10 protein-coding genes and 2 pseudogenes are annotated in these 12,883 nt (G+C 64.4%); 9 read left to right on the top strand and 3 right to left on the bottom strand.

Features of this window, described 5'->3' with window-relative positions; all coding sequences use genetic code 11:
* Positions 1-56 precede the first annotated feature (56 nt).
* The 5 genes and pseudogenes from I3J27_RS39095 to I3J27_RS19165 all read left to right on the top strand — a co-directional run.
* Positions 57-188: pseudogene (locus I3J27_RS39095) on the top strand (multicopper oxidase domain-containing protein); the annotation flags it as partial.
* A gap of 18 nt (positions 189-206) precedes the next feature.
* The gene (locus tag I3J27_RS19180) at positions 207-1,763 is read left to right on the top strand and encodes a multicopper oxidase domain-containing protein (protein ID WP_270172453.1); all 1,557 of its coding nucleotides are present in this window, start codon (positions 207-209) and stop codon (positions 1,761-1,763) included.
* Between the two features lie 31 nt (positions 1,764-1,794).
* Positions 1,795-2,205 carry a DJ-1/PfpI family protein gene (locus I3J27_RS19175; RefSeq protein ID WP_270172451.1) on the top strand — a complete coding sequence of 137 codons (411 nt, stop codon included), beginning with the start codon at positions 1,795-1,797 and terminating at the stop codon, positions 2,203-2,205.
* Positions 2,202-2,441 carry a type 1 glutamine amidotransferase family protein gene (locus tag I3J27_RS19170; protein WP_270172449.1) on the top strand — a complete coding sequence of 80 codons (240 nt, stop codon included), beginning with the start codon at positions 2,202-2,204 and terminating at the stop codon, positions 2,439-2,441. Before I3J27_RS19175 ends, I3J27_RS19170 begins: the two co-directional genes overlap by 4 nt.
* A 107-nt stretch (positions 2,442-2,548) precedes the next feature.
* Positions 2,549-2,740, top strand: coding sequence for a hypothetical protein (locus tag I3J27_RS19165; RefSeq protein WP_270172447.1), 192 nt, complete (start codon positions 2,549-2,551; stop codon positions 2,738-2,740).
* A gap of 57 nt (positions 2,741-2,797) precedes the next feature.
* Here I3J27_RS19165 and I3J27_RS19160 read toward each other — a convergent pair whose 3' ends face one another.
* Positions 2,798-3,022 carry a hypothetical protein gene (locus I3J27_RS19160; protein ID WP_270172445.1) on the bottom strand — a complete coding sequence of 75 codons (225 nt, stop codon included), beginning with the start codon at positions 3,020-3,022 and terminating at the stop codon, positions 2,798-2,800.
* Positions 3,023-3,280: 258 nt separating this feature from the next.
* Here I3J27_RS19160 and I3J27_RS19155 point away from each other — a divergent pair, with 258 nt between their 5' ends.
* Complete coding sequence (locus I3J27_RS19155) at positions 3,281-3,601, top strand: DUF1476 domain-containing protein (protein WP_270172443.1); 321 nt, start codon at positions 3,281-3,283, stop codon at positions 3,599-3,601.
* Positions 3,602-3,616: 15 nt separating this feature from the next.
* On the opposite strand, the gene I3J27_RS19150 is transcribed toward I3J27_RS19155, so the two are convergent.
* Entirely contained in the window at positions 3,617-4,195 is a 579-nt protein-coding gene (locus I3J27_RS19150) for a TIGR00645 family protein (protein ID WP_270172441.1), read from the bottom strand.
* A gap of 161 nt (positions 4,196-4,356) precedes the next feature.
* On the opposite strand from I3J27_RS19150, the gene I3J27_RS19145 reads away from it, so the two are divergent.
* Together I3J27_RS19145 and I3J27_RS19140 are read left to right on the top strand one after the other, a co-directional pair.
* Positions 4,357-4,647: a hypothetical protein gene (locus I3J27_RS19145; RefSeq protein WP_270172439.1), complete on the top strand. Its 291-nt coding sequence runs from the start codon at positions 4,357-4,359 to the stop codon at positions 4,645-4,647.
* A 964-nt stretch (positions 4,648-5,611) separates the two neighbouring features.
* Positions 5,612-6,538, top strand: a complete 927-nt coding sequence (locus I3J27_RS19140) for a septal ring lytic transglycosylase RlpA family protein (protein WP_270172437.1) — start codon at positions 5,612-5,614, stop codon at positions 6,536-6,538.
* A 45-nt stretch (positions 6,539-6,583) separates the two neighbouring features.
* Here I3J27_RS19140 and I3J27_RS39315 read toward each other — a convergent pair.
* Positions 6,584-11,814, bottom strand: a pseudogene (locus tag I3J27_RS39315) (beta strand repeat-containing protein).
* 513 nt (positions 11,815-12,327) lie between these two features.
* Here I3J27_RS39315 and I3J27_RS19125 point away from each other — a divergent pair.
* Positions 12,328-12,864, top strand: a complete 537-nt coding sequence (locus I3J27_RS19125; protein WP_270172431.1) for a phage tail protein — start codon at positions 12,328-12,330, stop codon at positions 12,862-12,864.
* Positions 12,865-12,883 lie beyond the last annotated feature (19 nt).

Here is a 12,883-nt window from a genome sequence, read left to right as displayed (position 1 = left end):
CTGGTGGTACACACTGGCGCTGGGCGAGGGTAGGCGCGCCTTCGCCAGCATGACGGATTCCGATCTCGCCCGCGGCCTCCAGTGACAACGTCCTGCTCAACATCGCGCCGCAAACCAAGTTTCCCTACGAGATCAACATCCCGAACGACCATCCGGCGGGAACGTTCTGGTATCATGCGCATCGCCACGGCTCGACGGCGGTTCAGGTGGCAAGCGGCGCTTCGGGTGTTCTCGTCGTGAAGGGCGAGCGTCCCTACACGCCGCCGACGCCGCAAAACCCGAAGCCGATCGCCGATATCGACACCGTGCTGCACGATGTCAACGGCGCGCCGCTGAAGGAGCAGCTCTTCCTGTTCCAGCAGATCGCCTATGCCTGCTTCCAGAACCAGCCAAACCAGTCGGGTGGCCCATGGCAACAGATCTACACGACGCAAGGTCTCTATAACGCCAACAGCCCTGGCAACATCGCCAACGCGCCGTGGACGTGTCCGCTCGCGACCCCCGGCAATCCGGTCAGCCCCGGAGTCGTCGAGAATTTCGGCCTGCAACTGGATTCCGCGACAATCTGGGACACCAACGGCCGCTTCACCAGCGTCAACGGCATCGTGCAGCCGACGCTCACCTTGCCGGCCGGCGAGATCCAGCGCTGGCGCTTCGTCCATGCCGGCATTCACGACACGATCAACGTTCAGGTCGTGCGCGCAACGCCGGTCGGCACGACGAACCTGATCGCGACTTCGGCGCTGAGCGGCAACCGCCAGCAGCAGAAGGCCGATCTTCTGGCCGCCTGCAACGCCTCGCCCGGCACGCTGATCCCGCAATTCGAGATCGCATCGGATGGTCTGACCCGAACCAGGTTGCGGACCGTGCACGCATCGCAGGTCGGCGGCGTGCTGGAATCGAACTACATGCAGCCCGGCTATCGCAGCGACGTCCTCGTCGTCTTTCCCTCGGATGGCGACTATTGCTACCAGGCCGCGCCGCCGGCCGAGCGCGTGTCCAACGGCAATGGCGGCGGGCAGGGGCCGTCGACACCGCAATTGCTGGCTTACATCCATGTGCGCGGAGGCCAGCCCGTGACCGGCGATTTGCAGGCCTATGTCGGCAAGGCGCTGTACGATGCCAATCCGACGCTGCCGGATCCCGTCCGCACCGGATTGCGTGACGGCGATTTGCGGCCGTGGGCGCCGTTCGAAAACCTCGCACCGCCCGCTGCGGGCAGCCAGGAGCAGCAGGCTGCCTTTGCGATCAACTTCCCGGCCTTCACGGTCAACAACAAGTCCTACGATCCCGACGTCGTAAATTTCACCCGCGAGGTCAACACCACGGACGACTGGCTGCTCTCCGCGCAAGGCGAGCCGCACATCTTCCACATCCACGTCAATCCGTTCCAGGTGATCGACGTTACCACCACCAACACCAACGGTCAGCAGATCTCGATCTACAATCCCGACGGCACCTGCAAACCGGACATCGTCTATGCCGACAAGCAGCAACTCGCCAACCAGTATTGCGGCATGTGGCACACGTTCCGCGACACGATCATCGTCGAGAACAATTATCAGATCCGCGTCAGGACACGGTACGACCGCTATATCGGCGAGTACGTCCTGCATTGCCACATCCTCGACCACGAGGACGCCGGCATGATGGCCAACATCGAAATCGTTCCCGACCTCAACGCGCCCGGCGGCGGACTTGGGATGGCGGGCATGCGCCATGCCAAGCAGCCGACGGCAACGCCGGCAGGCCACAAACATTGAGGTCCGAGGTCAGCAGGGAGCATGGCGCGCGATGAAGATCGGAATCCCCGTCTATGACGGCGTCGACATGCTCGACGTCGCCGGCCCCTTCGAAATGTTCGACTGGGCCGGGTTCGACGTCGAGATCGTCGCGGCAAAGCCGGGAATGAAGCGGTTTCGCAACCGGGGATTTCCGTTCGAGGTCGCAAAATCCTTTGCGGAGTGCGCCCAGTATGATGCCGTCTGGATCCCCGGCGGAGACCGGGCCGCGCTCACCGAGATCATCAACGATCCGCACCGGACCTATTTCCATTTCCTGACCAAGCAGGCGCCCGGTGCGAAGTACATGTGCTCGGTCTGCGAGGGCGCGATGCTGTTCGCCTCGTCCGGTCTTCTCGACGGCTACTTTGCGACGACGCACTGGCCTTCCTGGAGTGCTTCCCGACGCTCTTTCCGAAGGTGAAGGTTGCCGACGGCCATCCGCGTTTCGTGCTCGATCGCAATCGCCTGACCGGAGGCGGAATCTCGGCCGGGCTCGACGAGGCGCTGATGCTGATCACGCTGCTTGGCGGCACGGAGCTGGCGCGTGAGGTTCAGCAAAACACCCAATACTATCCGGATCCGCCCGTCCGCAGCGCAATCCCGCCCGCGCCGCAATGTCCTCTCGTCGGCGTAAAGCCGCCGGGATCGAAGCAATAGGTCAGGTGGCTCGCCTAATCCTTTGATATTTTAGGGTTTTGGTCGAGTACCCCGGCGCATCGGGTTCATGTCGTGGAACCTTTTCGCTGCGTCTGCGTTGTCTCGCCATGACTGAAGACCTTTCCTTCCGACGCAAACCCTTGACCTCCGAACAGCGCCAGGCACGCGATGCCGCACGCCGGATCGAGGCGGAAAAAGCCATGCGCGATCATGAAGAGGCGCAGAAGGCGTTTTACGCCAATAAGGAACGGCTGAAAGCCGAACGGCTCGCGCGTGAAGCGGCGGCGCCGAAGGGCTGACCGCGCTCGGGCGACGTTCCAATATCTCTTGGACTGATCTTCCGACGATGCCGGCGCCTAGTGCCGGTTGGGCGCGCGCGTTGCGCCGAGTGCTAGCTTGAGCGCCTGAACGGCGCCTGCGAACGCACCGCGGGGCGCTTGCGCCTCGATCGCTTCGGCTGCGATACGACAATCGTCGGCGACCTTGAGCAATCCGCTTCGCGCCAGATCCATGGTGGAGAGGGCGGCCTGCTCCAGGCAGACCCGCTCAAGCCGTCGAAACTCCCGCAGCTCTTTGTTCATGCGTCAGCTCTCGATGTCCCCCACGCCATGCGGCGCTGAGTCTGCTTAACGGATGGTAAACATCTCTCCCTAGCCGGATTGGCTGGCGCGGGGCTGATGCCTGCCGCGCATCCGCCCGGCCTCCGGCGCCGGCAGGCTTGACGGCGTTTGCCTTCCGGGAGGAAGCTTCAAATGATCCTAAACTGACGAGAACCACGGAGACGTTCGCTCCCAGCCAAGTCCGCCACCCCCATCAGCGTAAGCGCAATGGAGCTGACCATGACCACGTTCGACAAGCGCGAGCAGGGCTTTGAAGCCAAATTCGTCCACGACGAGGAGCTGATGTTCAAGGCCGCGGCCCGGTCCAACAGGCTGCTCGGGCTATGGGCCGCAGGCCAGCTTGGACTCAGCGGTGATGCCGCGGCCAGCTATGCGACGGCGCTGGTCACGGACAGTCTGGAGAGCCGGACCATCGACGACATCGTGAGCAAGGTGTCGGGCGATCTCGCCGCCAAGGGCGTGGCGCGCGAGCAGGTCGCAGCCAAGCTTCAGGAATGCCTGCATCAGGCGCTCGCGCAACTCGAAGCAGACAAAGAATAAGACCGGCGTTGCGGCTCACTCGGCATGCTTGCGCATGCCTGAATCGCTGAGCTTGTCGACATAGGCAATGCCGATCGCCGAGAGAATGAAGGTGATGTGGATCAGCACCTGCCACATCACGCCAGTCTCGGTGAAGCCGGCACGATCTGAGCCGAGATTGCCGGCCTCGATGAAGGTGCGCAGCAGCGCGATCGAGGAGATGCCGATGATGGCCATGGCGAGCTTGATCTTCAGGACGCTCGCATTGACATGACCGAGCCATTCCGGCTCGTCCGGATGGCCCTGGAGGTCGAGCCGCGAGACGAACGTCTCGTAGCCGCCGACGATGACCATCACGAGCAGATTGGAGATCATCACGACGTCGATCAGCGCGAGGACGCTCATCATGATCTGCTGCTCGGTGAGGTCGAGCGCATGCCAGGAGAGATGCCAGAGTTCCTTGAGGAACAGCGCGATGTAGACGCATTGCGCCACGATCAGCCCGAGATAGAGCGGCAGTTGCAGCCAGCGAGAGCCGAAGATGATCATCGGCAGCAGGCCCAGCCGCGGCAAGGGCGGGCGGGGTTCGGTCCCGGGTGCTGGCTCAACCGACATTCAGGCAATATCCTCGCTGGCAAGACGATCTTGCGTTCATGTAGCCCGGCAAGATGGCCGTCGGAAGACGCGAGGCGCGCTTGTTACCTTCGGTGGATCGTGCCTCTCATGCTAGCGTACCGAAAGGTCGTCCTGCGGCGGCCTGGATCGGGAGGCGGGAAGTGTCTTGGAGCGGCTTCGGCGATTGGCCCGGCCTGGTCGTGCTCGCGGCCGCGGTCATGGTTTGTGCCGGCGGCGCGGAGGTTTCGGCAACGCCGCTGACCCCGTTTCGCTACGAGGCGCAGGCGCAGCGTCATTGCCCGCACGACCACGTGGTCTGGCTCGATTTCAGGAAAGGCGTCTACTACCGCAAGGGCCAGAAGCGGTACGGCCAGGGCTTCGACGGCAGCTTCGTCTGCCTGAGCGAGGCCCGCGACAGCTTCTATCGCCGCTCGCTACTGGGCCTGCGCTGAGCAGCGCGATTCGAGGTTCAGGACGCGCCGGCTATTTCTGGCCTGGCAGCTTCACTGGTATGTGCGCGGAGGTGCTGATGATGCGGGGGCTTCCGTCGGGATAAGTGCGGTCGCCGCGGATCAGCGATTCCAGAACGAGAAAGAATTTCTCAGCAAGCATTTGCGTCACCTTCGTTGGTGATGGCCTCTTGAAATGAGTCGAGGCGCCGTACTTGGAAATTCAATCAACTAAATGGGAGCAGGGCAATCCAAAACGGATCGCATGCTGCATCGCGGTGTAGTTGTAGTTAGAAAAGAGGAAAGTGGTGGTCGTGCTCAGCCGAAAGCCAGTGCGACAAGGCTCGAGCAGAGCAGAACCAAGCCGCCGGCGGTCAATGCCAGGAAGCTATCGGATACGAGGTCATGGTTGCGCATGAGACACCTGCCGCTCTCGTCTTCGATGCTCGGTCGGATCGATCAAAATGGTCCGAACGCTGCCTTGAAAGAGGTGATGCTTGCCGTCCGCGCGAATGCCCTCAGGCCCTCGTACGGTAACCTTCAAACGCATGGGCCAGGAAGATCCCTGCGCTTACCAGACCCATCAGTGCCGAAACCGTCTCGATCATCTCAAATTCCAATCCGCCCCTGCCAGCCGAGAAAACGCGGGCGGCCTTGCACAGTCAAAAGAATTCCAGTGAAGCCTGCGACAATGGGGGTGGAGTGAGGATTTGGCGCAACAGAATGTCCGGGAGTGGTACAGAGCACGGGGGCCCGCGTTCCGTAGATCAACGGAGGGACACGAACCTCCCGTTTACCATCCCGGCGTGATCGCTGTGGGCTCCCCATTTCCGCCGTGTTCGGGTTGCGTTATCGTTACTGCATCCGACGCGGTGGTGGGCCGCCTCGGATTGAGAAGGGCCGGACAGCGCTCACCCGCAGCCAAAGCGGGTTGGGTACGCCTCCGGCGAAGTGGTATTTGGGGCGCATGGGGATCCGACGGTCAGATTCGGTTTTGCGGGCCGCACGCGGTGTTGCGGCGGTGGCGACCTGCCTTGCGCTCGCCAATTGCGCCTCGTCCAGCAAGTTCGCCAGCCGGGTCGATCCCAAGTACGGCGTGTCCTCGAGCCCCCGGGTCGTGGCGCTCGGGGATCCGGTCCCGAAGGGCGGCGGCACGTACCGCGTTGGTAAGCCCTATGTGGTGGCGGGCCGGACCTACGTGCCGGAGGAGGACGTCAACTACCGCGCCGAGGGTATGGCGTCCTGGTACGGCGACGATTTCCATGGCCGCCTGACCGCCAATGGCGAAGTGTTCGACATGACCTCGCTGACGGCGGCGCATCCGACCCTGCCGATGCCGTCCTATGCGCGGGTCACCAACGTCTCGAACGGCAAGTCGCTGATCGTGCGCGTCAACGACCGCGGGCCCTATCACGGCAACCGGCTCATCGACGTCTCGAACAAAGCCGCCGAACTCCTTGAATTCAAAGGCAATGGCGTCGCCAAGGTCCGGGTCGAATATGTCGGCCGGGCGCCGCTCGAAGGCTCGGACGACCGGCAGTTGATGGCGACTTTGCGGACCGGGATTCCGGCGCCGTCGCCCTCGATGGTCCGGGTCGCTTCGGCCAGGCCCTTTGTGCCGGAATTGCCGTCCTCGAACCGCGGCGCCATTCGCGGTGAGGTTCCGATGCCGGAAGGGCGGCCCTACAATCTCGGCACCACCTCCGCCGACATGGCCTCGCTCAATGCGACCTCTGAAATGTCAGCCTCGAGCCGCAGCCGGGGCCGGGCGCTCCAGAACGCCCGCGCCGTGTCCTATGATGCGGACGGCCGCTACGCCGCCGAGAACGCACCGTCATCGGCTGACGGTGCCGCAGAAGCCCGCAGCATCCTCAGCGGTCGCGGCCTCTACTAAGCAGGCAAATCCCCCGAGCGGCGCAGCGACGCTGCGTTGCGGATATCAGAACGGAATGCGCGCGCGTCCGCTGAAGGTCCAGATCTGCGTGTTGCCGCCGATGCCGCCGAGCTCGGCGCCGAAGCCGACTGTGGCGCCGCTCGCAAGCCTTGCACCGATGCCGCCGGTGACGCGTGCCGACCAGCCCTGGAGCAGTGGGGTCGAGGCCAGCGGCACCCCGCCCGCGGCGACGATCGCGGCCGCGTCGTCCTGGGTGAAGTAGTAGTCGGCATAGACGCCGGCATAGGGCATCAGCAGCATGCTATCGAGCCACGGCACGGGATAGGAGACCCTGTTGCCCGCAGAGGCGCGGCCGCTCGAGAAGGTGCGGGCGGCCTGGAGGGTGCCGAGCGAATCCGTATAGGCGTTCTCACGCTCCCACAGCGCGTAGACCTTGGCCGACGGCTCGATGTTGAAATTGGCCCAATTGTAGCTGCCGGTGAAGCCGGTCGCGAACATCCAGCGATTGCCGTTGAAATTGCCCTGGGCCGTGCCGGCGGTGCCGTCATAGCCGATTCCGGAATAGGTCACCGCCGCGTCGTAGCGCAGCGTCGGGATGATCTTCCAGCCGAGGTAGGCGCCGACGGTCCAGCCGTCGCCCTTCAGCTTTCCGTTGATGTCGGTCTGGGTGTAGCTGAAATTCTCGTAGCCGCCGGTCACACCGACCAGCAGGTTCGGCGCCGCACGGTAGGTCAGGCCCGACAGGAGATTGATCTGCTGGCCGTAGAGCGTGGCCTGGGTTGCGCCCTGACCGATATTGCCGGACGAGCCCCAGCGGTCGATGCCGGTGCCGCGTACGTCGATCCAGAACAGCCAGTCCTTCTGCTGCTTGAAGCGCGCTATCGGCGCCTTGGTCGGTGCCGCCCGGTCGATCGCGGCGAAGGCATCATCGATCCGCGAGGAGCCCCGCGCGGCTCGGCCGGTGCGGCCGGAGCTTCCCGTGCCGGCATAGGCATCGGCGCTTCGCGACGCCGACTGAGGTTTGTCGTCCTCGTCGCCGTCGGGCGCGGCGGCGAAGTTGACGCGCAGGCCGCCGGCGCCCGGCGTGATGTACTGTCCACCGTCGCTGAACCCTTCGGAGATCGCGGTGTCGATCGCACCGGTGATCGCCTGTCCCGAGCTCTGCGCCACGATCTTGGTGACGTTGAGCTGGAGCGCGCGCAGCTTGGCGCTGTCGGCGGGAATGTCGACAGACTGGTTCAGGGCCGGAGAGGTCGAGGCGTTGAAGGCGGGGCTGCCGTTGTAGGTCGCGGTGATGGTGTGATTGCCGACGGCGAGCGTCGTCGTCGCGAAGGTGGCGACGCCGGCCGATAGTGCGGAGGTGCCGATCGGCGCGCCGCCGTCATTGAAGGTCACCGTTCCCGTCGGCGTGCCGCCCGAGCTGCTCACGGTCGCGGTAAAGGTCACGGACTGGCCGTAGCTGCTCGGATTTTGCGACGAGGTGAGCCCCGTCGCCGTCGTGGCGGAGAGATAGTTGAACCGGTCTGCGGCCGAGGTCGGCGATGTCCCGCCGACCGTCGTCACCGTGACGTCGACGGTGCCGACGCCGGCCGGCGAGGTCGCCGTGATCGACGTCGCCGAGTTCACCGTGAAGCTGGTTGCATTGTTGGCGCCGAACTTCACGGCCGTTGTCCCCGTGAAGCCTGTACCCGTAATCGCCACCGAGGTGCCGCCAAGCGCGGGGCCGGACGTCGGCGAGATCGAGGTGACGGACGGCGCGGGCGTGAAGCTGAATTGATCGGACGCCGATGGGGCGGACGTTCCGCCCGGTGTCGTCACGGTCACGTCGACCGTGCCGGTGCCCGCGGGCGAGGTTGCCGTGATCGAGGTTGCCGAATTGACCGTGAAGCTCGCCGCATTGGTTGCGCCGAATTTCACCGCGGTCGCACCCGTGAACGCAGAGCCGGTGATCGTGACCGAGGTGCCGCCCGTCGCCGGCCCGGCGTTGGGCGCGACCGACGTCACCGCCGGCGCTGCGGCGTAGCTGAATTGATCGGCAGCGGAGGTGGCCGTCGTTCCGCCCGGCGTCGTGACTGTGACGTCAACCGTGCCCGTTCCGGCAGGGGACGTCGCCGTGATCGAGGTCGCCGAGTTGACCGTGAAGCCGGTTGCGTTGGTCGCACCGAACTTCACGGCTGTCGTGCCGGTGAAATTGGTGCCGCTGATCGTCACCGACGTTCCGCCGGCGAGCGGGCCGGCCGTCGGCGAAATCGACGTCACCGTCGGTGTGCCGAAATAGGTGAACTGGTCGGCCGCCGAGGTCGCGGACGTGCCGCCCGTGGTGGTCACCCTGACGTCCACGACACCCGTCCCGGCCGGTGATGTCGCCGTGATCTGGGTGGCTGAATTGACGGTGTAGCCGGTCGCAGGCGCGGCACCGAACGTGACCGCCGTCGCCCCAGTGAAATTGGTGCCCGTGATCGTCACTATGGTGCCGCCGGTGGCCGGACCGAAGGTCGGCGAGATCGCGCTGACCGTTGGCACCGGGACATAGGTGAACTGATCGGCGCCGGAAGTCGCCGACGTGCCGCCCGTGGTGGTCACGCGGACGTCCACGGTGCCGCTCCCCGCCGGCGACGTTGCGGTGATCTGGGTGGCTGAATTGACGGTGTAGCCGGTCGCGGCAGTTGCGCCGAAGGTGACCGCCGTCGCCCCAGGAATCCGGTGCCTGTGATCGTCACCGTGGTGCCACCCGTGCTCGGGCCGGACGTGGGCGAGATCGACGTGACCGTCGGTGCTGCGACGTAGGTGTATTGATCCGCGGCGGAGCTTGCCGACGTGCCGCCCGTGGTCGTCACCCTGACGTCCACGGTCCCGGTGCCGGCCGGCGCGGTCGCCGTGATCTGGGTTGCCGAATTGACAGTGAAGCCCGTCGCCGCTGTTGCGCCGAATACGACCGCCGTTGCTCCCGATAGATTGGTGCCGGTGATGATCACCGTCGTGCCGCCGGCCAGCGGGCCGGACGTGGGCGAGATGGACGTCACCGTCGGGGGGCCGATATTGGTGAACTGGTCAGCCGCCGACGTCGCCGACGTACCGCCGGGCGTCGTCACTCTGACGTCGATGGTGCCCGTGCCGGCCGGCGAGGTCGCGGTGATTGACGTCGCGGAGTTGAAGGTGAAGCTGGTTGCTGCCGTCGCACCGAATGTCACGGCTGTGACGCCCGTGAAATTGGTGCCCGTGATGGTCACCGACGTGCCTCCGGCAGTGGGACCTGCGGTGGGTGAGATCGATGTGATCGTAGGCGCGGGGATGTAGGTGAACTGGTCCGCCGCCGAGGTTGCCGACGTGCCGCCAACGGTCGTGACCCGGACGTCCACCGTGCCGACGCCGGCCGGTGAGGTCGCGGTGATTTGTGTTGCCGAATTGACGGTGAAGCCGGCTGCGGCGGTCGCGCCGAACGTCACGGCCGTGGCGCCGGAGAAGTTGGTGCCGGTGATGGTGACGGTGGTGCCACCTCCACCTGGACCCGAGGTCGGCGAGATCGAGGTGACGGTCGGTGCAGCAACGTAGGTGAACTGATCGGCAGCCGACGTCGCAGAGGTCCCGCCTGCGGTTGTGACCTTGACATCGACGGTGCCGGTCCCGGCTGGCGACGTCGCCGTGATCTGGGTCGCCGAATTGACGGTGAAGCCGGTCGCCGACGTCGCGCCGAAGACGACAGCCGTCGCACCGGACAGATTCGTGCCAGTGATGATGACTGTCGTGCCGCCGGTCTGCGGCCCCGCGGTCGGCGAGATCGAGGTCACGGTTGGCGGCGCGACATAGGTGAACTGGTCTGCCGCCGACGTCGCCGACGTTCCGCCCGGGGTCGTGACCCTGACATCAACGGTGCCGGTGCCTGCCGGCGAGTTCGCCGTGATCGACGTCGCAGAGTTGACAGTCACGCCCGTTGCCGACGTGGCGCCGAACGTCACGGCTGTTGCGCCCGTGAAGTTGGTGCCGGTGATCGTCACCGTCGTGCCGCCGGCAATGGGACCTGCGGTTGGCGAAATCGAAGTGATGGTTGGGGCGGGGATATAGGTGAACTGGTCAGCCGCCGATGTTGCCGACGTACCGCCAACGGTCGTGACCCGGACGTCCACCGTGCCGGTGCCTGCCGGAGATGTCGCCGTGATCGTCGTTGGTGAAACAACGGTATATCCAGCAGCCGCGGTCGCGCCAAAAACCACGGCCGTCGCGCCGGAGAAGTTGGTGCCGGTGATGGTGACTATCGTGCCGCCACCTCCAGGCCCGCTGGTCGGTGAAATCGAGGTGACGGTTGGTGCGGCGACGTAGGTGAATTGATCGGCGGCCGAAGTCGAGGTCGTCCCCCCAGGTGTCGTGACGGTGACGTCAACGGTGCCCGTGCCGGCCGGCGCCGTTGCGGTAATTTGGTTCGCTGAATTGACGGTGAAACCCGTCGCCGCCGTTGCGCCGAATGTGACAGCCGTCGCACCCGACAAATTCGTGCCGGTGATGATGATTGCCGTGCCGCCGGTCTGCGGACCGGCTGTCGGCGATATCGAAGTGACGGTCGGTGGGGCGGCGTAGGTGTACTGATCGGCCGCTGAAGTTGCAGAGGTCACGCCGTTGGTGGTGACGGTGACATCGACGGTGCCTGCGGAGCCGGCGGGTGCAGTCGCGGTGATCTGAGTGGCGGAGTTGACCGTGTAGCTCGTTGCATTGGTGGCGCCGAACTTGACGCCGCCGGCGCCGGTCGTCCCGGTAAAATTCGCGCCGTTGATGACGACGTTATTGCCGCCCGCGGTCGGCCCCGAGGTCGGAGAGACGGACGTGACCGATGGCGTGGGAAGGTTGATGGTGATCGTAAAAGACGTGTTGGTCGTTTGAGTCGTGAAGCCGCACTGGTTGGCCACCGTGCAGGCGCTCGCGTACCAGATCGTGATCGTGTCGGTGCCGCCGCCGGATTGCGAGTTGAGCGTGATGTCATACTCGGGGAACGACGTGAAACCACCATCCGGCACGGGAACGAGCGTGTAAGTTCCTTTGCTCGACGTGTAGCTCAGATTGGTCGGGGTAAGGCCTCCCGCCGTCATCGGATAATTGTTGAAGGCATCGACGTTGGGGTTGCTGCCGTTCGACGTGCCGTAAAGACCCCACGCCACGGAATTGTCGGTGACGCAAAGACCGACGGTGTTGCCGCCGCCCGTGCCGTTGATCGTGATGGTCGCACCGGTTGCCGAGCCGGTCGTGACATTGCACGCCGCATTCGCCGCCGCGATGGCACCGAGCATCAAGACGGACGCGAAGCCGATGCGTTGAACCGCTCGCCAAAGGGTCCGCAATATGCGCCGTTGTCCGGTCCGGCCGCTGTGCGCCGAGTCCGCCAATTCCCCGGATACTTCTGGCACGGCCACAGCAAATGCGTGACTCACCGGCCCCCCTCGCGGCAGCTCTCAAGAAAAGAGCCTCCGCCCTGAAATCCCTGATTGTGTAATTATTCGCGTATATTCTTGCGTGTATTTAGGAGGGGACGCCGCAAACAAATGCAAGCGTGCGCAGGCCTCAAACGTTTCGAAAACCCGCCTTGGAGAACTACTTTTCGGCGAACCGTTGCATTGCGGCAACAAATGCGTGCTTGAATAGTCGAGCCGACTTATGGTTGTGATCGCGCTTGACTGTCAGCGCAGGCTGTTTCACAATCTCGACGAGTAGGCCGTCGCGAATTCATTCTTTAATTTAAGTCTCGCCGTCGTCGATCGCATCATCACACGACAGGTCACCTGATTTTTTTTGGGGGAGGGGTCATGCCGTATCAGCCGGTTCTCGGCCAAATCATGCCTTTTGCGGGCACCATGATTCCCAGAGGCTGGGCGCTGTGCAACGGCGCGCAGCTGGCGATCCAGCAGTGGCAAGCACTGTTCTCGTTGATCGGTACCTCTTATGGCGGCAATGGCGTGACGACGTTTGCGCTTCCCGATCTGCGCGGCCGTGCCATTCTTGGTTCGAGCGGCGGCGCCGGCGCGTATCCGGTCGGCATGATAAGTGGATCGGTTTCGGTCAACATGACCGGCCTCCAACTGCCGCAGCACAATCACATGATCCAGGCGACGGCTGCGAACGGCGAGGGACGCGGTGCTACGCCCGAGAACAATATTTTCGCGACAAGCACGGCCCCCGTCGGGAAAAACATCTTCCTGGCCGCAGGCAATGCCGAGACTCCGTTGGCGACAGGCACGAATTTGGTGAACGAGGGCGGCGGTCAGCCGCACAACAACATGCAGCCCTATCTCGTCATCAGCTATTTGATCGCGATGCAAGGCCTCTACCCATCGCGAAACTAGGAGCTCTCCGGAGCGCACA

Source organism: Bradyrhizobium xenonodulans, from assembly GCF_027594865.1.
Classification (GTDB): Bacteria; Pseudomonadota; Alphaproteobacteria; order Rhizobiales; family Xanthobacteraceae; genus Bradyrhizobium; species Bradyrhizobium xenonodulans.
This window is presented reverse-complemented; position numbering and strand designations above follow the sequence as displayed.